Genomic DNA, 23,244 nt, shown 5'->3' with positions numbered 1-23,244 from the left:
GCCGCCGCTCAGAACGAACTCGCTGGCGCTTGACAAACATAGGAGATTCAACGGTCGCCTCGAGCACCTCCGCGGCTCCGCCCTCGGCTTCCGCAACCTGACCAACTACATCGCGCGGTCCCTGCTCGAGACCGGAGGCTTCAGACCGCGACTACACCCTCAATCGTGAAGAGCCGTCAAATGCCGCGCGCGCGGCCACCGACAGCTGATGCGCGGCGCGGCGCGCCTCCTCGGAGCCCGGGGCGTGCTCGACCGCGGGCCGCGGCGCCGCGGCGGCTAGCGAGTCGGGGGCTCGGGTGTCTGAGCCAGGTCCGCCCACTCGCGCGGCAGCGTCGCCTGCGGGCCTTCCTCGACGCCCGGCTCCGCCGGGAGCAGCACCAGCTCGCCCAGCACGATCTCCTCGGCCTGCAGCCGCGCCATGTTGAGCCGCCCGAGCTTGCTCATGTAGCCCTCGCCCGGCGGATCGTCCCCGGCCAGGGTCTGCGTCAGCTCGATGATCTGGCTCTCCACCTGCTCGCCCAGCTCGGTGAAGAACCTCTCCGGCTGCGGGATCGAGACGTAGCGCTGGGGCAGCCATCGTCGCCAGTGGCTCATCGCTTGCTGGGCGTACCGGTTCATTGCTGGCTTCCTCGAGGTCGACGTCATGGACGAGGTCCGGGGCGGAGGCGGTCTGCGGCTCGGGCGCGACGCCGTTCGGCGCGACGCCGGTGTCGACGTCCGACACCGGCTCAGCGGGACCACTGAACAGGAAGTCCAGCCGGAGCTGGTCGTCGGCTGGATCGGTCCGTCGACGGCGGCGGCCGGGCACGGCGCTCTCCGTTTCTGCAGCTTATAGCGCTGCGCTGGCGATCAGGGGCGGCTTAACCGCAGATCTGTTCGAAGTCGCGGAAGTAGCTGTCGTCCGGGTCGTCGTGCCCCAGCGTGGTGGCGGCCGGTGCGTGACCACGGGTGCATCCGGAGAAGGGCCCGTAGTCGGCGCACAGCACGCCGAGCTGAAGGTCGAGATGCTCGAAGAAGACGACCATCGCGTTGCCTTCGTCCGAGGTCACAGCTTCGGCCCACGACCGACGCAAGGCCTCGAAACGGGCGATCGCCTCGGGATGCATCCACCACTTGCGGCACCAGTAGGGCGGCCCGCCGGTCTGCGGGAGCTTGCGCTCGATCAGCAGGGCGATGTTCTCCCGGACCCAGTCGACCAGGCGCCGTAGATCCAGCCCCACCTCGACCGTGGCGGGGCTGTCGTCGGAAGGTTCGGTTGCTGCGGGCTTCGGCGCGATGGTCGAGATGGTGTCGACGGGCGTTGCGGCGGTAGCGGCCGCTGCCTCGAGGTCGTCGAGGACGCTGCCGATCTCGTCGACGCGGTCCTCAACCTCGGTGACCCGGGCTGCGAGCGCGGCATGGTCGCCGGCCAGCCGGTAGACGACTGCGGCGAGGTTGTCGGGCTCATCGGCGGTCATTGCTGGGCGTTCCCGAGCGTGCGCTGACGCTCGTGAGTGAGCAGGCGGGCCAGCGGGTTGGCCGGCCCGAGGGAAGCGACCGCGGCCTGTCGCACCTGGTCGGCGGCCTCTGCGGCGTACTCACTGATCGTGTCCGCGTCACGCTCGGCGTACCAGGGCAGCAGGGTGATCAGCCCGGGCCGCCGGCCGGCGGCAATCAGGACGGCCTGCGTCTTGGGCAGCGCGGCGACATCGGATGCGGCCAGGATCCGGTCGCGGCGGGTCGAGTAGGACGTCGACGATCCACCCCGGCCGCGCTGGTCCGACCAGGTCGGGACGTCGTGCTCGCCGATCAGCCGAGAGACGTGCTCACAGAACTCGGGATCGTGGACGCCGGCCCCGACGAGCTTGATCGTCGCGGCCGACCACAGCTTGTCCATCCCCGAGCGACCCCAGACCGCGACACCCTGTCCGTAGGACTGCAGGAAGGTCATGACCTGGATCGACATCGAGCCGAAGTAGCTGTAGAGGTCGGGCAGGTTGCGGATCGGGCAGATGTTCGCCGCCTCGTCGAGCACCGCGCGCACCGGCGGGTCGATTCGTCCACCACGGGCGGTGGCCGCCGCGGCGGTGATGCGCAGGAGGTGGTCGACCAGGGCCGCGACGACCGGCGCGCCGGTACCCGCGCCCTCGCGGGTCAGCATGTAGAACGTGTCGCCGCCGGGCCCCTGCCCGACGACGACGAACGACCACGGGTCGAACTCCTCGACCCGGTTGATCCGAGGTGCGCTCGTCCACGTCGACGGCGGGGTGACGTAGCGGGCGACGGCCTCGGACTCCAGACAGCTGATCGCGGTCAGGGCGGTCTCGTACAGGCCGCCGCGCTGATCTGCCGGGGCCTCGATAGTGCCCTGCAGGCCCTCGGCGAGGTCGTTGAATCCGGCGTCCTTCAGCAGCCGGACCGGCTCTTCGCTGCGGGTCGCGAGCCATTGCCGCACGTCGCGCAGGCTGTGGCCGGAGCCGCCGCGGGCGGCCGCGACGAGCAGCTGACCGAGCAAGCGCTCGGCGCCCTTGGTGAAGTACGGGTCGGCGCGCTCGTGGCCGGCGCCGATGGTCTGGGAGAAGTGCGTGACGAGCAGCTGCGCGTCGGCCATGTCCTGGATCGACGCCAGCGGGTTCCACCACCAGGTCTGCTCGACACCCGAGAGCCCTTGCGGGTCCAGCACGTAGACCCGGCCGACCTGCGAGCGCACGCCGACGGTCAGCGTGTAGACGTCCACCTTGTTGCTGGTGGTGATCACCGAGGCGGGCGCGGACAGCACCGCCGGGACGACCATCGCCGAGGTCTTGTTCGATCGCGGGCCCGCGATCTCGAGCAGCACGTCCTCCTCGGAGGCGTAGAGGTCCTGCTTGCCCAGACGCCCCAGCCGAATCCCCAGATCAGCAGGGGTCAGCTCACGCTCCGACAGCGAGGGACGCAGGGTCACCGCGCGCTGCTGGGCCCCGCGGCCGTGCATATCGCGGTAGTCCCGCCGCCCGGCCAGCGACGCCGCTGGTGACCCGAGCCGGCCCAGCCGGTCCGACACGACCATCGTGAGCGAGACGGCGCCGCCGATGACCGGGCAGCACATCGCGGCAAAGGCGAACCAGAACGCCGAGCGGGAGCCAGTGGCGCCGACCAACGGGTCCAAGGAGCCCGCGGCGAGGCCGCGCACCAAGGCCCGCAGGAACGGGCTACCCAGCGCCGGCACCGAGAAGCCGGGAGCCGCGGCGGTCAACGCGCTCAGCCAGGTGGTGAGGCTCAGGACGAACCCGAACGCGAGCACGCCGAGAAGAGTCAGCGGAGCCCCGGCGTCATGCAGCCGCAGCGGCGGGCGCGCCGTCGTGCTCATCGCAGCGGCTCCCGACGCCAGGCCTGGTCGGTGTCGTAGAGACGCAACTCGGTCGGCACCAGCGACATCGCCACCGGGAGCCCCATCCGCTCCCCGGACTTGATCAGGTACTTCCCGCGCCCGGGGTGCGCCGAGCCCGACACCCAGGTCGGCGGCGCCGCCCACGACCGCACGAGCCCACGTTCCTGCGCGGTCAGCGGGGTGATGCGGCGGATCCCGTCGAGTTCCTTGTCGGCCATCCCGCCCAGCACCATGATCCCGTTGCGGGCCGCCATGCCCCGAGCCTTGGCCCGGTCGGCCTCCGTCGGCAGCGCTTCCAGATCGTCGAGTGAGTGCGTGACCTGTGCCGAGACCTCGCCACGATGGCGGCCGAGACGGGTCACACGGTCGGATCGTTCGACCAGCCCGGGCGCGACCCGCAGGGCCCGCCACAGCTCGTCCTGGACGCGGAAGACGTTGCGGCGCCGGCCGATGGCGGCCGAGCCGTCGATGACCGCGGCGGCCCACGCCCACGACGACAGCATCGCCGCGGCCACGACCTCGTCCTCGTCGTCGTCGAGGGCGGAGATGTCCAGGGACAGGGCAGGGGTGTCGAGGTCTGCGGTGACGGAGGAGGGGCGGTCGAAGATGCCGCGGATGGCGCCGGCGCACAGCAGCCCGAGGGTGTTGAGGAGGTCTCGCGAGTCGCGGCGGAACGCCTGCTCGCTCTCGCAGACCGTGATGGACAGCAGCTCGGCCGGCGGATTGGTCAGCACCCGCACGACGTCGGGAATCGTCGGTTCCATCGTGTGGTCGGCGGCGACGGCGAGGTCGAGGGCGACGTCGAGCAGACGCCGCTCGGTGACGGTGACCTCGGCGCGGCGCACGATGACCACGAGGGCCTCGAGCAGCGAGCGTCGGCGTGCGCGCACCGTCTCCAGCAGCCGGGTGCGTTCCTCCCCGGAGGTCTGCGCCACGGCCTGCTTGAGCGGCCCGGCGTCGAGCGGGTTGAGCGAGTGCAGCCCGCGCCCGATGCGCCAGACCCGACCTCCGAGGTTCTCGATCAGCGCCGAGTACTCGCCCTTCACGTCGCCGGGCACGATCCCGGTGAACCCGAAGGCGACCAGCCCGGTCATCAGGCGCTTGACGATCGTGGATTTCCCGATGCCCGGCTGTCCCTGGATCCACATCCCCGTGTTGGACACGAGGCCTTCGCGTAGCCACTCCGAGGGATCGAGGCCGATCGGCTCGGCGGTGTGCATGTGGCGGCCCACCGGGACACCCGGTGTCGCCGCGCCAGAGCTCACCGCGAACGGGAACAGCCCGCACACCTGCTGGGTGGTGCCCTGGTAGGAGATCCCGGCCTCGACGTTCGCCGCGCGGCCACTGTGCGGGGCGGCCCATCCCCATGACCGCGGGACCGGGCGATCGCGCGCTTCTCCAGCGGGGTCGATACGGCCACGTTCAGGGCGGCGCACCGGGTCGTCGGCGGCCTCCCACCGCAGGGACAGCGTCGTGCGCAGGGACCGGCTCATCTGATCCTCCGAGAGCTGGGGTGACGGCGAAGGGCGATCACCGAAACGCCCGCCGCGCCAGCTCCGCCGGGTTCAGCCCGACGCCAAGCGCCGCGGAGAACCCGGCCGCCTGCGCTCCGCGAAGTCGGCGCAGCCGCAGCTTGGACTGCCCCGCGCGCTGCTCGACGTCGGCGGTGGCCGCCGGGAGCAGCTCCTCGGCGCCGACCGTGGTCGACACATACAGGCAGAACTTGCCGACGCCGGCGCCCTCTGCCTCCTCGCGCGCGGACTGCAACGCGCGGACGAAGTCGTCGCGCTCGCGCTGGGTCTCATCTCGACGCGTGCGTTGGGCAAACGCGCGTCGCACCTGCGTGTTCGTGATCTCGCGCTCGACCTCTGTGGCGGCGGTGCCGGCCGAGTAGGGCTCGTAGAGCAGCGTCACCCGCCGCGGGAACGGCCCCGGGGCCAGCAGCGGGGTCAGCACCCGGTCGACCACGGCCTGCCGAGGAGCCTCCGACAGCGCCCAGGCCACCGAGATCCCCGAGTCGTGCCGCCACGATTCCCAGCTCTCCTGGGCGCGGACCGGCCCGGCCTCGCTCCACAGCAGCAGATCGGACCCGGCGCCGGTGCGGGCGCGGGCGACGTCGGGTCGGCTGGCCGGGTCGAACGCGATCCGCAGCCGACCGGTCAGCCACTCGACCGTTGCCCGGCCGAGCACCGCGACCCCGGCCATCGCCAAGCTGGACTCCATGCCCGGGAGCCATCGAGTCACCTCGGTCACCGCGCCGAGCAGGTCAGCAGGACGTGGCACGGCGCGCGTGGGGTCGAAGGTGATCGACACCCGGGTGTCGACATCGGCGATCGTCGTCGGCGTGGACGCGACCAGCTCGCTCATCACCGAGCGGGCCGTCTCCGGCGCGCGGGGGTCGATCCGCTCGCTGACGTAGTCCTGCAACGTCGTGCCGCCCGAGGGGGCGGTGTCCACGGTGACCGCGATGTGGCGCACCAGATGCTGGTAGCCAAGATCGGCCAGCCACGCCCCCCAGGCCGCGACCCACGCGTCTGCTTGGGACCGGTCGGCGAGGTCGAGCCCAACGGGGCTGACCCGGATCACCGCTGTGAGCCAGCCGGTTCGCCGGTCCCACAGCAGACCCTGCTTGCCGCCACGGCCGTCGTCGACGTCGAGGGGCACCAGCGGCGCGAGCGGCCCGGGAAGATCGTGCTTGCGGGGGTGGTCGGTGAGCAACCCGCCCGAAAGCTCCGTCCAGCCCGCGTGCCGGGCCCGGGTGAACCGGACGCTGCGCGTGACGACGTCCGCGAGCGACTGGCCACCCACCCGCACCAGAACCGCCGCCAGGACCAGGACCGCAACGACCGCGACGAACAACGCGACGCTGGGGGAGATGTAGACGCAGAAGATCGGGACGAGGACCGCCCCGAACACCGTCATCGTCTGTGCTGGTCCCAGCCGGCCGATGCCGAAGCCGCTCTCGCGGCGCCAGTTCCCGTAGGTCCGGGTCGTCGGCACCTCTGCGCCCGTCATTGCTGCCCACCGTTCGTGAAGCCGTCAACCGCGGCGTGGCCTACCTGCTGAACCCGCTGGGCGACTGCGGCTCCGGCGGCCACTGCCGCTCCGGCCGGGCCAGCCGCGGCCGCCGCGCCCCCCGCGGCCGCGCCGCCTCCCGCCGCCGCCGCGCCGCCCGAGGTGGCGCCACCGCTGGCCGCGGCGCCACCCCCAGCCGCTCCGGCGCCGTTCGCTGTGGGCACGCCGGCCCCGCTCGGCCCGCCCCCCGGGAGGCCACCAGGGCGGCCGGCGCTTCCGCCGGGCGATTGGCCCTGGCCCCCGCCGGGCGCACCTCCCGACGGTGCGCCAGACCCTGCGCCGGGCGCACTACCCGGACCGGAGTTCTCCATCATCCGAGACCGCAGCGACGCGGCACCCATCGCGCCCATCGCGCCCATCGCCAGCGCCCCGCCCGCTCCGCTGCCGCCTGTCGCGGCCACTTGGGACCACGAGAAGAAGCGCATCATCGCGGGCATGGCGATGACGGCCAGCACCATGATGAGCAGCCCGATCATCATCGTGGACAGGTCGTCGCTCTCGCCGAACAGCTTGAAACCGATGAGGTAGATCATCGCGGCGATCGGCTTGTAGAAGATGAGTGTCAGAAGCCATGGGGTGATGCGCTGCATCCACACCTTCGTCGAGTCATTGATCGAGCCGGATGCCGCAAGCGGTAGCAGGACGGCCAGAACGACAATGCCCGCTTGTCGAATAAACGCAATGGCCCATTGGATGGCGGCAAGTATCACGCCGATGAGTGCCAGGACCAGGAGGAGGAACGGGTTCGTCGCCAGCCCGACGGCGAATATCTGTTTCATTCGTTCGGTGTAGGCGTCGACGCCCTGGTCGACCAGGTATCCAGCGAACTGATCTCCGGCGGTCAGTGCCGCGGCGATCAAGCCGACGCCAATAGTGGTGATGACGGCGTAACGGATGAGACCAAGACCAACAGCGACGGCCGGGTCTTTCTTGCGAGACACGGTCATGCGAATAGCCTGAAACAGGACGGAGCCGACCAGAACAGCTGCCGCGATCGGCAGTGTGTAGTTCTGGAGTTTCTCGACTTCGCCGACGTCGAGGCCCGTCGTGGGTGTCTTGATCCACCACGTGAAGGCCTTGCCGATGAGGTCCGCCGCCGCCTCGCCTGCTCGGGATGCGATCTTCTCGAAGGCGTCCTGCGCAACCTGCTCGGCGTGGCAGCCGACGTCGACACCGCAGCCGCCGAAGGGGCTGACCTTGTCCTTCAACTGCTGCACCGCCTGGGTGCACTGCTCGAAATAGGGTTTGGTCGGATCGCACTCAGGCATGGGGTCGGCCTCCCAACGGCGTGTAGCCGTCCGTGGAGTTGACGATGCGAGGACGCGGCGTGGGGACCTGCAGTTTCCAGTCGCCCTGGTACCAGTAGACGGTCCGGGTGAGCTCGGCGTATCCACCGAGCTGCGTAGCCTGCGGCGTAGCGGCGACGATCGAGACATCGAGGGCCCTGGCCGCGACGGAGCCATCGATGATCTTGTAGTAGTACTGCGTGGGGAATGTCGAATCAGGAGTCCCCTGGCGGACGACGGTCGGCAAGGCCTGAAGCACTCCGTCGATATCGCCGACGCACTGCTGCCGCAGGGTCGGCTCGTACACTGCCGGGCCGAGAGCGGGCGAAAGACGCGCATCGATATTGATGGCCGCGATCACGGCACCGAGCTCGTCGTCGCTGAAGCCGGACGCGAGACCATCGGAGACCATTCGCGGTCCGTGATCGCTTGAGACGGGAACAGGTTGAGTGCCGGCCATCTCCCATGAAATGGACTCAGCCTGGTCGCCCTGCTCGGCACGCGGCGGCGATGCGCTCGAAGTCCCGCGATGGCCAAGAACGAACGCGCCGGCCACGATGACGACCACGGCGACTACCGCGAGGACGATGAAGAGCGGCCGTCGACGGCGAGACTTCCCGCCGTATTCTCCTACGATGTATGCCACCCGTGCACTCCGTTCGATTCCGCCCAGGGGCTGACTAGATGGTGAAGACACCCACGAGCGTGGCGGCAGCAGAGGCGAGGGCGAGCCCAGCAATCACCCACATCGATCCGGTCAATCCTTCTGCTGCGTACTGATTCCTGTTGCGGCGGCCGATGATGATCTGAATTGCACAGATCAGCAGGCCGGCGACTCCGCCGACGAGCGCGCCGTACTTGAGCCAGCCCAGAACGGTGTTGGTAATAGAGCCCAGCCCCGGAGGCTCGGTTGCCGGCGGATTGGGGACCTGGGAAAGAATGGTGTGCCACAGCGACATGAAGGGTGCTCCTCAGGGGAATGCCGGGTGGTGGAGTGAAGCGAACGGAGGCAGAGAACTCCGCGTGAAAGCCGCGCGCTCCTGAGCGGATACGAGGTACTCGACGAGGTGCTCGACGGCGTCGGTGAACGCGCGCAGGTGTCTGGCCCCATCGGTGGCCAAGACGTCGCGGGCCTGCTCGTATGGGGCGTCCGTTTCTCGCCACTCGCTGACGAACGGCACAACGACGATCCCCTGGACGTGGGGCTCGGTCATGCGCAGACGGGACCGGGTGTTGGGGCCCACTCCCGCGGGGGTGTCACTGACGACCGCCAGGACGGGAGGTCGTGGGGTGGCGTTGATCGCGCGCTGTGCACACCCGACGGAGTAGAGGGTCGACCGGCAGACCATCACGTCGACGGGCGCTCCGCCTCGGTAGATGCCGCAGTCGTCGGCGCGGAGCGCGGTCGCGATCGTCGATGTACCCACACCGCCTGCGACGCCCGCAACCTGCGGGATGTGGAGCCGTGGAATCAACGACGACCCTCCTTGAGTACTGACTACTGAGAGATAGAACTATACAGTTGGAGGCATAGCAGGGAGCTGACTTCGCGCATGAGGTGGAACTTGGGCATGGATCACGCACGGCCTCGACGGTCCAGATGGCGCGGCCCGGTGGTGTGCGTGCTCGTTGTCGGCGCCCTCGCGGTCGCCGCCTACTTCGTCGGGGTGGCCAGTTCTGGCAGCTCCGCTGCAAGCTCCGGTGATACGGCCGTGTCAGTCCCCGGGGGCGACGTCCCTCTCCAGGCCGCTGTCCCGCGCTCTGATCCGGTGACCAGTGCGATCGCCTGGTTGCGCGCATCGAGGGAGCTGAGTTATCGGGACGCCAGCCCGACCGAGTGGATCGACCGGGCGTTGCCGGTGGTCACCGGCGAGCTGCAGAGGCAGTATCAGCAGGCTCGCGCCGGGTCTGTTGGCGCAGACTGGGATGACTTCGTCGCGGATCGCTGCAGGACCACGGTCGAGGGGCCGGCCGGGGTGATTCCAGCCGAGGCGCCACGGACTGCGAGCGTCGTGTCCGTCCAGGTGACTGGGAACCTTCGGACCAGCTGCGACGTGCAGGGTGCGGCGGTCCCCCCGGTCGAGTCGGTCGCCGCGACGATCGAGCTCACGCGAAGCAGTGATGGGCTGTGGCGAGTTCGCCAACGACTCTACTGAGTACGATCGTATGGTAATCACGACGATGCCTCCTTTGGTTCGTGGAAGCTGCTGACCGCTCCGCAGTTCAGGCAGCAGAGCCCACGCGGCTGAGCGCCACCGCGTGCTGCAGCTCGGCCAAGGCTCCGATCAACCGGGGGCTGCAGTCCTGGTCTTCGTCGAGCTCGCCCATCGCAAGCACGATCTGGGTCGCCGTCGCCACGAGCGCCGCGCGAATCTCGAGACGCCGCACTTCATCCTGCTGCTCGGCGGGCGTGATGCCGGGATCGTCGACCGCGGGGGAGAGCGCGACCGGTTTCGACTCGTCTTGGATCCCGGCTGGCGGCATCAGGTCGTCCGTAGTCGGATACCGCATGAGTTGCTCCTTCGGGTTCACGAGTTCTTCCCGGGCTGCTGCTGGGGGCGAGTGGTCATTTCTCAATGGGCGGGTCGAGGTCAAAGGGTGACTGCTGCCGCTCGGCGGCCGGGGGCAACACATCGCTCGGGTCGGGGTGCGGGGTTGCCGAGGACCGGAGGAGGGCAGCGCGGCGCGCCGCGACCAGCTGGCCGAGGTGCGCTAGCCAAGCGCTGCGGTAGGTCTCGGGCTCGTCCCCGCGACCGTCCCAGGGGCAGGTCTGCTGGGCCAGAGCGGTGGCCTCGAACGTGACCTCGTCGACGAACCGGGGACCGCCGACGGCCATGGCGTCGCCGATGAGCTCGTCTTGGAGGTCGGGCTCATGGGCTCACTGATGTCCATCGGATCATCCCACCGGTGCCCCGGAGGCCCCCGCAATGAAGCCGGCCATCCGTCCCTGCGGGGTGTTCATCGCGTAGTCATAGGCCTGCTGCGCGGACGACCCACTCGATGTGCCACCCGAGCTCGCCCCGCTCGAGCGCCGCGATGCAGATGCGGAGCGGGGAGCCGGAGCAGCCGAGTCGCTGTCCGAACGTGAAGCGTCCGAGCTGTCGCGTTCCGGTGGAGGCGACGGGTTGCGCGATGAGGCTTTCCCGGTTCCTGCGGTGTCGGACCTGCTCGATGAGCTGCTGTTTGCATGCGTCGGCGTCGCCTGCCGGTTCACAGCACGGACCGGTTTGGTGACTGCCTCAACCACACCGCTAGGGGGGCGAAGACCAGCCGAGGCCGGTGCCTGAGCCGACCTGGGTACATCCTCGCTGGCGAGGATCGTCTGGTCCCGTCGGGCGCCGGAGTTGGTGGACGGGGGTGCCGGCTGGGGCGAGGGCGGTGCTGGCGCTGGCGGATGATTGCGCAAGTCGAGGACCTGTTGCGTCAGAGGAGTGGTCTCGTCGACCGGATCGGGAACCGGGCTGAGCTGAGCGGCCACGACGCCTTGCTGTAGCCGATCGATGTCGGCTTGTCGGGCCGCACGTTCCTGCAGGAGCAGGTCACGCCGCGCGGTAAGCGCGTCGCGTACATAGAGTTGATCGGGACTCAACCGGCCCGCGGGCGGCAGGCTGTTGAGTGTGGCGGTCACCTGTGCGATCTGCCGATCCAGGTCGGCAATCGCTGCGCGCGCCTCTGCGAGCTGATTCAGGGTTGCAAGCTGGCTCTGAAGCGCGGCGCGCTGCTGCTCGAGCATCGTCTTCCGCGTCAGCATCGCCCGGACCTGTTCCGGCGTTCCCGCGTACAGCGGGGCGATCTGCGTGTTCCACACGGCCTCCGTTGTCGCGATCGTGGCGAGCTGTCGGTCGATCGAGCTCAGCGCCACTCGAGCCTGGGATTCCCAGGACGCAGGGGCGACGGGTCGGGGTACGTGGTCGGAGTTGAAGGAGTCGACGCGTTCGTGGATCACGAACAGGCCGCAGGTGGCGAGTACCGCAGCGGCTCCCGCGACCGCAACGAGACGTCGCGCTGGACGAGGGCGCAGCCTGTGGGCCACTCTGGAATCGGAGAGGCTCAGGGATGCTTGGTCAACGGATGCGGCGCGCGGTCCAGCGTCCGTGGACGACAGCGGTGGCACGGAGTCCTCGACCGCGGTGGAGGCGGCCGTCCGTGCGCGATCGCGTGCGTGGTGCTCCGGTGAGCAGTACCGGCGCGGTGGCCGCCCATCCAGCGACCTGGGGACACTGGTCTCACACCCCGGAAGGGCGCACTTGGGTGTTCTCTCGCCAGCTCGCGACTCATCTTCCAACATCGTGGCCCTCACCCCCGATCAGCGCGAACAGCACGAAACCTGCGTGAACGACGTTCCGCCCTCGGCAGGGGACCCGTCGCCTAGCGGCAGCGGAGCAGGATTTGCCCCTGTCTTTCCGTGACCGTTCGACTACGCTGGCGAACATAGCAGACGTCAGCGAACACTAAGTAGCGAACGAACATGCCAGCGAACACTCGTGGCCTATGTGTTCGCTCTGACGCTCACAGCGGGAGTGGTGGCATGCGAGTCGAGGGAGGCCGATGACTGACGGGAGCGCCTCAGCGCGCCGGCCGAGTACGTTCGCCGAGAAGCTCAACAGGCTCTTCGAGGTGATGCATCCGGTGGGCGCCGGCCCGTTCAGTACGAGGGAGATTGCTGCGCGAGTGAAGGAGCAGGGCGGGTCGATCTCGCCCGCATACCTCTCTGAGCTGCGCAATGGCATCAAAACCAGTCCAACGCTGGACCGAGTGATCCAGCTCGCACAGGCGTTCGGGGTTAGCGCGGGGTACTTCACCGATCCTGAGGTGGCTGCACGGGTCGACGCCGAACTCGACAAGATCGAGGCCCGACATCGCGACCTGCACCTGATCGAGCTGGCCGAGCGGACCGCTAGCCTCGACGACGGCGATCGTGCGGCGCTGGCTTCACTCGTTGAGGCGCACCTCCAGAAACGCCGACAGGCGCGCGGCGACGGCGCGAGCTCGTAGAACGGACCGTCGATGGCTCCGGAGCCAGGGGGACTGTCCGGTAGCATAGCGAACGATTAGCAAAGTTGTTCGCTGAAGCGAACGCGGACTCTGCCGGTGACCGTCCTACTTCTCTGCCGGTACTTCGCGCTTCTGCCAGCGCGGCGGAGGTGAGCCACATGAGCGCTAACACTCGACTCAGGGAGAAGGTCTCGCGCCTGCTCCGAGAGAGGGCTCCCGGATGGACCTGGCGCGACCTCAACGTCGCTCTCCGCGCTGCAGGAGTCCGGCTGGGCTGGCTCGACGAGGCAATTGCTGGGCGTACTGAGACGCGCGATGGAGACGCGCTCGAAGCCCTCGCGGGCCTCTTCCGAGTCCCGGTCCAGTACCTCGACGATGACGACTTCGAGCTCCGCGTTCTGCGATTCTGCGGCCCGTGCCGGGTTGGAGAGGTCGGGACGAGTGACCTCGAGGCGATCCTCGTGCCTTTGGCGCGTGCGGTCGCCCGCCACTCACAGTGAGGCCGAGTGGCGACTGGCAATCCGCCTCACCTGAACGACCTAGATCAACGGCAGACGTCGAGCGCGTCGAGTAGCGACTGATAATCCTTCTGGTGGTTTTGGCGCACCTCCGCCCTTCTGGCCGTCAGCGGCGATCAGAATAGTTCGCCGCGATGTGCGGGCCCGCGCGAGAGGAAGACTTGAGAGCGTAATGAACAGACGATCGCTACATAGGCTCGCGCGCGCGACCGTGGCTGCGCTGGACTTGCGACCGCCGCTGGACATCGAGCTGTTTGCTGAGCGCTTCGGTGCGCACCGCGGAAAGGCGCTCGATCTGGTTCCAGCCGACCTGCCAGTCGATGCGGCGTTCGGCATCACCGGTGGTGACGAGTACTGCGACGTGATCATGTATCAGCAGCAGACAACACGGACGCATCAGGTGCACATCATCCTTCATGAGATGGCCCACCTTATATGCGGGCATCCGCGCCTGGCCGTAAACCACACGTTCAAGGCGCCATCCCGAGATGAATTCCACGAAGTCTCCGGAGATATGATCGATTTGATCTTCGGCCCTGTTCCGAAGAAGCCGGGAGCAGTGCGTTCGGGCACGTCTACCGTCTACGACGACCCGATCGAGTGGGAGGCCGAAACTATGGCAACCCTGCTGATGAGGTGGGTTGAACTCCCGAGGGAGACGTCCTGGGGAGCCACGAACGAGCGCCTGGAATCAGCGCTCGGAGACCCTGGGGTCTGGGCGTGAGGACGGCGCCTGCGATCCTCGTCGTAGGCGTTCTCGTCCTGGTCTGGCAGGGCTACCGGCTGCGCCACCGTGCCGCGAGCCTGGGGTCATGGGCCATCACCATTGCGTTGTTTGCGGTCTGCGGTTCCGTGGCGTTGCGAATCCTTGCTGAGCCCGGGGAACTCCTCGCCGCGCTCAACCCGGCAATTCGCATTCTGCTCGTCAACCTCGTCATCGTTGTGGCGACCCTGGCCTTGCGTCTGTTCTGGCTCCACATGGCGCGCGAGGTCGTTGATAGCCACAAGGTTCGGATGGCCATCGGGACCGCTGCCGCGGTTGCTCTCCTGCTGACTGTCCTAGTGATCGGGATAGTCGTGTCCGGCTCTAACTTGAACTACGAGAGAACGAGCCTGCAGGGACTGCCTGCTGCGCTGTTCTATGTCAGCGCTGGTACCTATTTTAGTTGCATCCTGATCGGATGTAGCGTGTGGATGTTCAGGCAGGCTCGCAGAGCTGCGGGGCATATCCGGGTCGGGTTCGCACTGACCGGAATCGGTAACGCGTTGGTCGGCGCCTTCTGTGTAGTAAACGCTATCTTCGTCGTGATTGTCTACTTCGGTGGACCACACCTCAGAGTCCCGGCGATGGTGGCAACGGCCGTGAACTCGATCGCGGCGCCTTCCATCGTGCTCGGGTTCATGCTGCCGACCCTCGTCGGGCGGTTGAAAGCTTTCAGCTACTGGTGTTGGCAGCTCCGGTCCTACGTCGGGCTCCGGCCCCTGTGGGAGGCGGCCATGGCGCTGCACCCTGAGTTCAAGCTCAAGCCCAAGCCCTCCGGTCCACAAGGCGGAGGCCAGGTCACCGAATCCGAGACAGAGACCACGAGCCGACGGCTGCGAGGTGTCGATGTCGATTACCGCCTGCATCGACGACGGGCCGAGTGCTACGACGCCCTGACTAAGGTCCGCGATCATCTTCGCGGCGACGACACGACCAGTCCAGCGGCGCTTGCTCTCGTCGAGGTCCTCAAGCAGCACCCAGACCTCGGCCACCTGGCAGAGCAGGAACAAGTGTCGACCAGCGCAGCAGTCCGTAGAGACACAGACCGGCTCGTAGAGATCTCCAGGGCGCTCGGCCGAGTAGGGTCGGCACAGCGTCCACAATCTCGGGGGAGTGGAGCGACGCGATGACAGACATGCTGATTCTGGGCGGCCGGGTGTTGATTGGCCCGCCCGGCGCCTCGATCGAGGACGGTGCTGTCCTCATCCGTGGGGAGAAGATCGCTGCCGTCGGGCCGCGGGCGGCGGTCCTCGCGGCGGCGGGCGGCGCCGAGACGGTGATCGACTGCTCGGCTTCCACCCTGCTTCCCGGACTTGTCGACGCCCACGCCCACCTCGTGCTCGACGGCAGTGCAGATCCTGTCAAGGCCCTGTCGGCTGTCCGAGGAAACCGCGCACAGCTGCTAGCCACAGCAGCAAAGCACGCGGAGGAGGCCCTGCTCGCCGGAGTGACAACCATGCGCGACGCCGGTGACGTGGAGGGTGTCGCCGTCGAGCTGCGTGACGAGATCCTCACCGGCGCACGCCGCGGACCCCGCCTTCTCGCTTGCGGCGCACCGGTGACCACGCAAGGCGGGGACGGGGACTTCTTCGGCGGTGAAGCGACAGGAGAAGTTGGTGTCCGTAAGGCGGTCGAGGCTCGAGCGGGCCTCGGGGCCGACCACATCTCCCTGATTGCCAGCGGTGGTCACCTCAGCCCCGACAGCCCACCGACGTGGCAGGCCACATACAGCCAGGAAGAAATGGTCGCCGCCGTCGACGAAGCCCATCGCGCCGGCCTGCCGATAACGGCCCAGGCGCACGCATCCGACGCGATCGAGCGCGCGGTACTAGCAGGAGCCGACATCATCGGACACTGCAGCTGGGTAAGCGGCGAGCGGCAGGTGACGCGTAGCTCTGCTGTCGCTGCGAAGATGGCAGCCCTGGGCACCTCGGTGTGCGTCGTCGGTTCTCGACGATGGCGCCTGGTTGTCGAGAACATGGGCGAGGCGCGCGCCCGTGAGGCCTTCTACGACCGCTTGCCCTGGCTCGACAGCCTGGGGGTCAGGCTGCTCATCGGGACCCGTGCCGGCACAGCGAACGCGCCCTTCGGGGACATCGTCAGCGCGCTGGAGATGTACGAATGGGCTGGTCTCCCTAGAGAGCGCATTCTCGAACTCGCCACGGTCGGGGCTGCGGCTGCACTCGGGCTCGCCGACATCACCGGCCGCCTTGAGCCAGGCCTGTGCGCGGACCTCATCGCGGTAGATGGTGATCCACGATTGGCCCTCGACTCATTGCGCACCCCACGCCTTGTCATTGCCCGCGGCGAGCTGTCTGCTCTCCAAACCGCCGGGTGACGAATACCAAGGCGAGCACGCCCTCGTCGAACTGCGGTTCCTGTTCGTTGGCCCGGCCGCTTCGATTACCGACGAGGACGTGGCACGGCTGACGGCCTCCAGCCCCTCTCTCGTCGTCCTGGACGGCGTGAACGAGGCAATGGCACTGCACGGGCAGGCCATCCGCGAGGAGGACGGTGCCGCGGCGTTCAGAGCTGCCCTGGTGAAGCCGTTCACCCGAGCCGGCGCCGCGGTCGTGTCGCTGGACCACGTCGTGAAGGACCCCGAAAAGCGCGGCGGGTACGCGCTCGGGTCCATCTACAAAGGCAACGGCCTGACCCGCGTTCCGCAGCTGATGGGCGGATCTGGACACACGCCGCGGTATTCTCCCAGGTCAGCGAGCGGGAGCAGGTCCGGAAGCGGCGAAAATACTGGACACACGTTCGATCGGTGTTCGAACTGTTGAGCTGCTGGAACTCATGTAACGTCTGGACACGTGCACGTACGAGTGTCGACACGGCGAAACAAGGACGGCACCGCGGTGCGGTACCTGCAGCTGACCCACAACGAGTGGGACCCGACCACGAAGACCTCGCGGCCCAAGGTGCTGCACAGCTTCGGCCGGGAGGACCAACTCGACCGCGACGCGATCAAGCGCCTGGTCGCGTCGCTGACGAGGCTGCTCGACCCGGCCACCGCTCTGACCGGCTCGCAGGCGCCCGGGGCGGCGGGGCTGGCGTTCACCTCCTCGCGCCCGGTCGGCGGCACCCTGGTCCTCGACGCGTTGTGGCGCCGCCTCGGGATCGACACCGTCATGACCCGGCTGCTCACCGGGCGCAAGCGCGACCCGCGCACCGAGCGGGTGCTGTTCGCGCTGGTGGCGAACCGGGCGCTGGCGCCGGGTTCGAAGCTGGCCGCCGCGGGCTGGGTGAACCGCCGCGCGCACATCGACGGCCTGGCCGAGACCTCCGACGACGCCTGCTACCGGGCGATGGACTGGCTCCTCGACATCGCCCCCGATCTGGAACGGGAGGTGTTCTGGCAGGTCGCGACCCTGCTCGATCACGAGGTCGACCTGCTGTTCTTCGACACCACCTCCACCTACTTCCAGACCGACGAGCCCGACGACCCGCTCGCCCGTGACGTCCGCGGGCGCCCGGTCCCCGACCAGGACCCCGGCGACGGCGACGGCAACGGCGACGGCGACGGCGACGGCGACGGCGAGGACACCGGCGGCGGGGTGGGGTTCCGGACTTACGGCAAGTCGAAGGACTCCCGTGACGACCTGCCCCAGGTCGTGATCGGCATGGCCGTCACCCGCGCCGGGATCCCGGTGCGGGTGTGGTGCTGGCCGGGCAACACCACCGACTCGGCGCTGATCCGCCAGGCCCGCGAGGACATGCGGGACTGGACCCTGGCGAGGGTGATGTGGGTCGCGGACCGCGGGTTCTCCTCGACGCAGAACCGCAGGGAGCTGCGCCGCGGCGGCGGGCACTACATCATCGGAGAGAAGCTCCGCTCCGGTTCCGCGGAGGCCACCGCGGCGCTGTCCCGCCAGGGCCGCTACAGCCATGTCCGGGACAACCTGCAGGTCAAAGAGGTCAAGATCGCCGCTGATGAGCGGTTCGTGATCTGCTTCAACCCTGAGCAGGCCGAACGGGACGCCGCGCTGCGCGAGGTCATGGTCGGCAAGCTCACCGCGCTCATCGCCGACACCGACCGGCTCACGGTGACCAAGCGGGCCGAGCTGCGCGGGCGCATCTCGACCATGCCCGGGCTCAACCGGTTCCTGCGCGTCACCCCGAAGGGCCTGCTCCGCGTCGACCGCAAGAAGATCGCCGGCGAGGTGAACCTGGACGGGAAGTACCTGCTGCGCTGCTCGGACCCGCACCTGTCCGCGGAGGACATCGCGCTGGGCTACAAGCAGCTGTTGCAGGTCGAACGCGGCTGGCGCGACATGAAGACCACCCTGGAACTGCGCCCGGTCTATCACCGCCTCGAAGAACGCATCCGTGCCCACGTCATCCTCTGCTGGCTCGCGCTGCTCCTGGTCCGCATCGTCGAGACCACCACCGGTGCTACCTGGAACCGCGTCCGCGAGGACCTCCAAGACCTGCACGTCGGCACCTTCACCGGCCCCGCCGGCACGTTCCGCCAACGCACCGAGCTGACCACCGCCCAGCGCGACATCCTCGCCAAGCTCGACATCAACGCACCCAAGAAGATCATCGAACTCGGGCCCGCCACAACGCTCTGACCAGCACGAACCTCACCGCCTGGACACACGCCCGTCCGGGCGGCCTTCGGCGTTCTCGCAGGTCAACCCCCAGATTCCGTGTCCAGCACCGACATCAGCTGCGGAACCCGGGCCTGAGCGGCGCCCTGATCGTGCTGGAGAACGCCGAGCCGTTCGGCCGCGGACGCCGAGACCGCGACCACCAGCACCGACTTCCCGGCCAGGCGCCTGACTGAGATGGTCCGGTGGGCCAACGAGGATGGCCTGACCCCCGCGGAGATCGCCGACCGGCTCAACACCGGGGGCGTGCCGGTGCCGCGATGGGACCCGCAGTCCGATCGCCTGCCGGATGCGGTGGAGTGGCGCATTCGGAACCTGAACGGGGATTACAACCTGTTGCGCAGCAACGACTTCGGCCGGTGGTCCGCTGAGGCGGTGGGGCTGGTCCTCACCAGCCCGGAGGCGCAGTCGCCGGACGTCCTCGCCGCCCAGGACCCGCTCATCCCGGAGGGCGACGGGCCGCAGGTGCGGATCACCGTCGACGTCGCGCCGGCCACCGCCGCGGACGGCTACCAGGGATCGCGAGGCGGGCTCCAGCGCGCGGACGCCTGAGGGGTTCGCGTCCTGCAACAACATCGGCTGCATGCCGCAGTAGCGCGGCATGTAGCCGATGTGCTGGCTTACGGGCTCAGGACCAGCAGTGCGAACAGATGCCCTTCTGGTTGCCCCGTGCGGCGCCTGTGGTCGTCCAGACCGGCGGGTGAACTGTGCGTCCGCGCGTGCGTGCCACGTGCACGCTGTGCGTGTACTTCACGCAGTCCAGCGACCGGTGGATGTTGCGGCTGCGGGCTGTCACGAAGCCCGGCGTGTTCGGGTCAGCCGGCCACGTACGTGCCCGCTGCGCAGCCGTGCCCACCTGGTCCGGCCGGGTGTCGACCGGACTGGGCGCGGCCGGGGCGTCCTCGTCCCAGACCTCGGGGTCTCCGGGGCGCGCCAGTGCACCGGTCTCAAGATCGTGGCGAAGGCCCGCGGGGATATGTCCTGAACGGGCGCGCCCGGCTGAGGTGCGGGTGTCAACGCCGCACCACTCGGCGAACTCGAACACGTCAAAGTTGGGGTCGGCGTGGCCGAGCACTTGGGCGACGACCCACATCACGTTGGTGCGGACGTTGTCCGTCTCGGCCTGGTTGAGGACGTCCGGCGTCGCGTTGTGGCGGTCGTGGTCCCGCTGGTGACCGGCCCGGTCGAGTCGGTACGGCGCGTCCGACCAGTCATGATAGTTGATCTCCGCGGCGAAATCGCGGGCAAGACGGCTCAAGGCCATGAGGGTCCTCCGACAGGACTCGTAGCGTGCAGCACCCCCCGACGGGGTGCTGTGAGCCGAGAGCAGCAAGAGCGCTGCGGCCGGCATCAGGTATTCGCGCCAGCTCTCGGCCTTGTTACATGCAGCCTGACGTCCCTCGGAATCTGCGCTGCCGCAGTAACGGCCGGTCGAACGCCAACGAACGCAGCGTGTGGATCAAGGACCAAACTTCGCTGACTGGCTGTCGGCCTGGGGCCAGGTTGGCGGCGCTATCGCGACCACGCTCGCTGTGATCGTCGCGCTGTGGCTTCCTCGCCGGGAGCGGCATCGTGCCGAGCGAGCTGCGTTCGAGGCATCGCAGCGCATGGCGGCGATGATCATCGCGACGCCGATGGAGGCCGGCTTCCAAATGATCAACTACTCGGCGGCACCGGTCCGCGATGTGTCGGTCACCGCGACCGTCGAGAACCGCGTGAACGGCGTGTTCTACCAAGGGCACCGGCCGAAGGTCATCCGCGTGCTCCCGCCCGGAGGCCCGAACGCCCTGATTGACGGTTCCTGGCAGCACCACCACACGACGGCCGACGGAGAGCACCTCGGCGTGTCGATGCTGAACTGGTCCGCCGCCGACGACACCAAGTACACGATCGAGTTCACCGACAGCGACGGTCTGCGTTGGCGCCGGATCATGGACGAACGACCCGAACTCGTCGTTGACGAGGAGGTCGAACAGAGAACGTGGAGTCTCGGGCGGATGAGCTTCAGTTGGCGGATGCACGCGCCGAACGGAGCGGGTTCCGACTGAGCCGGCACCTCGAACGGAGTGACCCCGCCACGCAAGTTCGACCGACTCCACCTTCCCGTCGGCGGCCGGCGGTACCGCCCTGGCCTCGAAGACCTGGTGGAGTTCCTGCTGACCGAAGGTCTGGCGGAGGGACGAGATGGCGCACAAGACGCGATCGACGCTGGCCGTGACCGATTCATGGAGAAGCAGCTCAGAGCCGCGATCAGACGACGGCCGGAGGTTGCTCTAGATGTCCTCGAGATTCATTCCCCGGACCTGCTCAGCTGATCGCCGACCGTAAGACCGCTACCGTCTCGCCCGTGCCACGGTCCTACGACGACTACCAGCCCGGCCAGCAGCTCTACACGCGCATCGAGTTCGTCCGCAACGCCGAAGCACTGTGGGCGAAGATCGAGAGCGGCCGCTACGACTGGCTCGGTGTGGCGCCGGAGGGACAGTACGTGCTGGGCAGCCCGCCCACTCAGCGACTCGGCGCGAGCCCAGGCGGCGTGAGCATGCGAGCGGGCACCGTAGAAGAGCATCGGATCGAGTTCCGGGGAGCAGGCGAGTCGCAGCCCGGCGCCAGGTGGTTCGCCAGCAGCCACGACGCCCGAGCCGGGTTCGACAGCTTCGTTGCAGAGCGGGGGCCAAGCAACGGCGGCAAGACCGGCATCTGGCGCGTCACCCTTTTCCAGGACGGAGACGTCGTCGACGAGGCGACCGTCGTCCGCGCTACGCCGAACTACTACGGCGGCGCCAAGCCCTGACGCTCAGGTAGATCAGTAGATGCCTGAGTCCTGCTGTGGGGTAACGTCGGCTGGCGGACATGCACTCCGGCAAGGCCGCCAGCCGACGATAGCGATCGCGGTGACACCAGCGTGGTGCGCGAGGACCCCACCGCAGGCCTACCCGCCCACGCGCGAGCGCGGCTGTGGAGGGCGGTTCACCGGGTGCCTGCTTGGTCGGCGGCCTGGTAGAGCGCGGCCGCGAAGCGGCCGATCGGGATGCCGGACAGCCGCCCGCTGGTGCGGTCGACGTAGCTGGGTGACCGCGGTGACGGTGCCGGCGCCGGTGGCCGGGTCGAACCGGGTCAGCCACGGCCCGCCGGAGGCGCCCGGGGTCACCGCGCACGGCATCTGCAGCGCACCCCACTGGTCGTGGTTGATCGTGACCGCGCTCGACGCGCATCGACGCAGGCTCAGCCCGTCGAACGGGGCCTCGGCGGGATACCCGAACACCGTCACCGGCGCGCCCGGGGTGGGCAGGGTGAACGTGATGGTCTGCGACCCGGCGACGGCGGCCACGGACCGCCCGTCGCGCGGGGCCAGGCGCAGGAACGCCACATCGAAGGTCGGGTCACCGGTCTGGGTCCAGCGCGGGTCGACCCAGGCCCGCTGCACCGGCCACCGCCCGTAGGGGGTGGTGTCGCCGGCGCGGCCGGGGATGAGCTCGCCGAGCGCAAGCCACCCGGGCGGGCCGGGCAGTTCCGCGGCCATCGGCCCGGCCGCGGGCCAGTACACGCAGTGGGCCGCGGTGACCGCGACGTTCCCGGTGCGCGAGCCCACGACGGTGGCCGTGCAGGACGTCGTGGCCGATAGCAGCTGCCCCACCGACGCCGAGCGCGGCGCCCGGTACAGCGCGCCACGCGAGTCGTCCCCGCCCGCGCCCGCGGCCGCGGCCGCGGCGGCGTCGAGGGCCGGCCGGTGAGTGCTGTCCGCTGGGACCGTCCCGTCGCGCACGGGGCGGGCCCGCGACGGCCCGTACCGGCCCGACGGCGAGGCCAGCGGCGCCACGACGCCGTCGGCGTGGGCAACTCGGACCGGACCGGCAGCATGGAGCTGAGTGGAGGGGGCAGCGGCGGCGACGAGGGCCGAACCGCCGACCGTGAAGGCGGTTAGGGCCGTTAGCGCGGCGCGGGTCGAGCGCCGGCGGGGGCGAGGCGCGGTCACTGATCCTCCGCCGAGGATCCCGGCCGCGACCCCGGGCCGCTCGATGTCCCCGGGCCGCTCGATGTCCCTGAGCCGAGCAGGGCGGTGGTGACCTGGGGGATGACGCCGGTGACGTTGCCGAGCAGGGTCACGCCGGGGTGCGCGGCGGGTGGGGTGTTGCCGTCGCCGAAGGTGTTGGCACGCACGGTGATCGCGCTGAGGGAGTCGGTGTTGTAGGTGATCGCGCCGCGCTTGTTGCCGCCGAGCTTGTTGCCGGTGATCGTGACGTCGGAGAGCTGCCCGCTGGACTCGACCCAGAAGTCGATCCCGGCGCCGACGTTGTCGCGCACCACGTTGTCGCTGACCGTGATCCCGGACAGGCGGCGGGTGGTGGAGTAGTCCTCCACGGCCAGCCCGATGCCGGACTTGCTGGCCTCGGTGGCCCCCCACACCTGGTTGTGCGTGACGGTGAGGTTCGTGGCGGAGTCGAGGTAGATGTTCGGGCCGCGGTTGCCCCACACCTGGTTGTCGTGGATGAGCCCGTCGGCGGCTTCGTACTTGGCGTCGATGCCTTCCTCGCCGTTGTCGTGCACGGCCGAGCCGACGATCTCGAAGGTCTTCGTGCCGACGATGGAAATGGCCTCGTTGCTGGCCGAGGTGCCGCGGGCGTTGTTGCCGTGCACGTTGGCG

Annotated in this window: 27 protein-coding genes; 12 read left to right on the top strand and 15 right to left on the bottom strand. The window is 68.9% G+C overall.

The window, feature by feature from the left end; genetic code table 11:
• Nucleotides 1-276 precede the first annotated feature (276 nt).
• The 9 genes from TOK_RS04375 to TOK_RS33200 form a co-directional block, all read right to left on the bottom strand.
• Nucleotides 277-618 carry a hypothetical protein gene (locus TOK_RS04375; protein WP_216361850.1) on the bottom strand — a complete coding sequence of 114 codons (342 nt, stop codon included), beginning with the start codon at nt 616-618 and terminating at the stop codon, nt 277-279.
• A gap of 242 nt (nt 619-860) precedes the next feature.
• Complete coding sequence (locus TOK_RS04365) at nt 861-1,457, bottom strand: DUF4913 domain-containing protein (RefSeq protein ID WP_098956488.1); 597 nt, start codon at nt 1,455-1,457, stop codon at nt 861-863.
• Nucleotides 1,454-3,328, bottom strand: coding sequence for a type IV secretory system conjugative DNA transfer family protein (locus TOK_RS04360; RefSeq protein WP_098956487.1), 1,875 nt, complete (start codon nt 3,326-3,328; stop codon nt 1,454-1,456). Before TOK_RS04360 ends, TOK_RS04365 begins: the two co-directional genes overlap by 4 nt.
• The gene (locus TOK_RS04355) at nt 3,325-4,842 is read right to left on the bottom strand and encodes a hypothetical protein (protein ID WP_098956486.1); all 1,518 of its coding nucleotides are present in this window, start codon (nt 4,840-4,842) and stop codon (nt 3,325-3,327) included. Before TOK_RS04355 ends, TOK_RS04360 begins: the two co-directional genes overlap by 4 nt.
• A gap of 37 nt (nt 4,843-4,879) precedes the next feature.
• Nucleotides 4,880-6,364, bottom strand: a complete 1,485-nt coding sequence (locus TOK_RS04350; protein ID WP_098956485.1) for an SCO6880 family protein — start codon at nt 6,362-6,364, stop codon at nt 4,880-4,882.
• A complete protein-coding gene (locus TOK_RS31490) occupies nt 6,361-7,692 on the bottom strand; it encodes a hypothetical protein (RefSeq protein WP_141566256.1) in 1,332 nt (443 codons plus the stop codon). The genes TOK_RS04350 and TOK_RS31490 overlap by 4 nt, the downstream gene beginning before the upstream one ends.
• Nucleotides 7,685-8,278 carry a hypothetical protein gene (locus TOK_RS04340; protein ID WP_141566255.1) on the bottom strand — a complete coding sequence of 198 codons (594 nt, stop codon included), beginning with the start codon at nt 8,276-8,278 and terminating at the stop codon, nt 7,685-7,687. Before TOK_RS04340 ends, TOK_RS31490 begins: the two co-directional genes overlap by 8 nt.
• 112 nt (nt 8,279-8,390) lie before the next feature.
• Nucleotides 8,391-8,669 (bottom strand): hypothetical protein, encoded by a 279-nt coding sequence (locus TOK_RS04335; protein ID WP_014203862.1) that lies wholly within the window; start codon nt 8,667-8,669, stop codon nt 8,391-8,393.
• 12 nt (nt 8,670-8,681) lie between these two features.
• Nucleotides 8,682-9,185: a hypothetical protein gene (locus TOK_RS33200; RefSeq protein WP_216361849.1), complete on the bottom strand. Its 504-nt coding sequence runs from the start codon at nt 9,183-9,185 to the stop codon at nt 8,682-8,684.
• Nucleotides 9,186-9,479: 294 nt separating this feature from the next.
• Here TOK_RS33200 and TOK_RS04325 point away from each other — a divergent pair, with 294 nt between their 5' ends.
• A complete protein-coding gene (locus TOK_RS04325; protein WP_141566253.1) occupies nt 9,480-9,866 on the top strand; it encodes a hypothetical protein in 387 nt (128 codons plus the stop codon).
• Between the two features lie 67 nt (nt 9,867-9,933).
• Here the strand turns inward: TOK_RS04325 and TOK_RS04320 are convergent, their stop codons facing one another.
• The 3 genes from TOK_RS04320 to TOK_RS04310 are packed head-to-tail and all read right to left on the bottom strand — an operon-like array spanning nt 9,934 to nt 11,572.
• Nucleotides 9,934-10,242, bottom strand: a complete 309-nt coding sequence (locus TOK_RS04320; protein WP_098956481.1) for a hypothetical protein — start codon at nt 10,240-10,242, stop codon at nt 9,934-9,936.
• Between the two features lie 34 nt (nt 10,243-10,276).
• Nucleotides 10,277-10,546, bottom strand: a complete 270-nt coding sequence (locus tag TOK_RS04315; protein ID WP_098956480.1) for a hypothetical protein — start codon at nt 10,544-10,546, stop codon at nt 10,277-10,279.
• Between the two features lie 60 nt (nt 10,547-10,606).
• Nucleotides 10,607-11,572 carry a hypothetical protein gene (locus tag TOK_RS04310; RefSeq protein ID WP_253258175.1) on the bottom strand — a complete coding sequence of 322 codons (966 nt, stop codon included), beginning with the start codon at nt 11,570-11,572 and terminating at the stop codon, nt 10,607-10,609.
• A 686-nt stretch (nt 11,573-12,258) separates the two neighbouring features.
• On the opposite strand from TOK_RS04310, the gene TOK_RS04305 reads away from it, so the two are divergent.
• The 8 genes from TOK_RS04305 to TOK_RS04270 all read left to right on the top strand — a co-directional run bounded on the left by TOK_RS04305 (nt 12,259) and on the right by TOK_RS04270 (nt 19,151).
• Entirely contained in the window at nt 12,259-12,705 is a 447-nt protein-coding gene (locus TOK_RS04305; RefSeq protein WP_098956479.1) for a helix-turn-helix transcriptional regulator, read from the top strand.
• A gap of 158 nt (nt 12,706-12,863) precedes the next feature.
• Complete coding sequence (locus TOK_RS04300) at nt 12,864-13,205, top strand: hypothetical protein (protein ID WP_098956478.1); 342 nt, start codon at nt 12,864-12,866, stop codon at nt 13,203-13,205.
• 229 nt (nt 13,206-13,434) lie between these two features.
• Nucleotides 13,435-13,947, top strand: a complete 513-nt coding sequence (locus tag TOK_RS04295; protein ID WP_098956477.1) for a hypothetical protein — start codon at nt 13,435-13,437, stop codon at nt 13,945-13,947.
• Nucleotides 13,944-15,116, top strand: coding sequence for an MAB_1171c family putative transporter (locus TOK_RS04290; protein WP_098956476.1), 1,173 nt, complete (start codon nt 13,944-13,946; stop codon nt 15,114-15,116). The genes TOK_RS04295 and TOK_RS04290 overlap by 4 nt, the downstream gene beginning before the upstream one ends.
• Nucleotides 15,113-16,324 carry an amidohydrolase family protein gene (locus TOK_RS04285; protein ID WP_098956475.1) on the top strand — a complete coding sequence of 404 codons (1,212 nt, stop codon included), beginning with the start codon at nt 15,113-15,115 and terminating at the stop codon, nt 16,322-16,324. Before TOK_RS04290 ends, TOK_RS04285 begins: the two co-directional genes overlap by 4 nt.
• Entirely contained in the window at nt 16,284-16,769 is a 486-nt protein-coding gene (locus TOK_RS04280) for a hypothetical protein (RefSeq protein ID WP_098956474.1), read from the top strand. The genes TOK_RS04285 and TOK_RS04280 overlap by 41 nt, the downstream gene beginning before the upstream one ends.
• Before the next feature lie 75 nt (nt 16,770-16,844).
• Nucleotides 16,845-18,560: an IS1634 family transposase gene (locus TOK_RS04275; protein WP_253258174.1), complete on the top strand. Its 1,716-nt coding sequence runs from the start codon at nt 16,845-16,847 to the stop codon at nt 18,558-18,560.
• A 216-nt stretch (nt 18,561-18,776) separates the two neighbouring features.
• The gene (locus tag TOK_RS04270; protein ID WP_098956472.1) at nt 18,777-19,151 is read left to right on the top strand and encodes a hypothetical protein; all 375 of its coding nucleotides are present in this window, start codon (nt 18,777-18,779) and stop codon (nt 19,149-19,151) included.
• Between the two features lie 76 nt (nt 19,152-19,227).
• On the opposite strand, the gene TOK_RS04265 is transcribed toward TOK_RS04270, so the two are convergent.
• Complete coding sequence (locus tag TOK_RS04265; RefSeq protein ID WP_141566252.1) at nt 19,228-19,857, bottom strand: hypothetical protein; 630 nt, start codon at nt 19,855-19,857, stop codon at nt 19,228-19,230.
• A 274-nt stretch (nt 19,858-20,131) separates the two neighbouring features.
• Here TOK_RS04265 and TOK_RS04260 point away from each other — a divergent pair, with 274 nt between their 5' ends.
• From TOK_RS04260 to TOK_RS04250, 3 genes are all read left to right on the top strand, one after another.
• On the top strand, nt 20,132-20,647 hold the full coding sequence (locus TOK_RS04260) for a hypothetical protein (RefSeq protein ID WP_098956470.1): 516 nt from the start codon (nt 20,132-20,134) through the stop codon (nt 20,645-20,647).
• A 96-nt stretch (nt 20,648-20,743) separates the two neighbouring features.
• Complete coding sequence (locus TOK_RS32335) at nt 20,744-20,914, top strand: hypothetical protein (RefSeq protein WP_172457398.1); 171 nt, start codon at nt 20,744-20,746, stop codon at nt 20,912-20,914.
• 32 nt (nt 20,915-20,946) lie between these two features.
• Complete coding sequence (locus TOK_RS04250; RefSeq protein WP_098956468.1) at nt 20,947-21,393, top strand: hypothetical protein; 447 nt, start codon at nt 20,947-20,949, stop codon at nt 21,391-21,393.
• Nucleotides 21,394-21,531: 138 nt separating this feature from the next.
• On the opposite strand, the gene TOK_RS04245 is transcribed toward TOK_RS04250, so the two are convergent.
• Together TOK_RS04245 and TOK_RS04240 are read right to left on the bottom strand one after the other, a co-directional pair.
• A complete protein-coding gene (locus TOK_RS04245) occupies nt 21,532-22,419 on the bottom strand; it encodes a serine protease (RefSeq protein ID WP_172457397.1) in 888 nt (295 codons plus the stop codon).
• Between the two features lie 152 nt (nt 22,420-22,571).
• Nucleotides 22,572-23,244: right-handed parallel beta-helix repeat-containing protein (locus TOK_RS04240; protein ID WP_141566251.1), on the bottom strand; the 673-nt coding region annotated here is incomplete at its 5' end.

Source organism: Pseudonocardia sp. N23 (assembly GCF_002583555.1).
GTDB lineage: Bacteria > Actinomycetota > Actinomycetes > Mycobacteriales > Pseudonocardiaceae > Pseudonocardia.
This window is presented reverse-complemented; position numbering and strand designations above follow the sequence as displayed.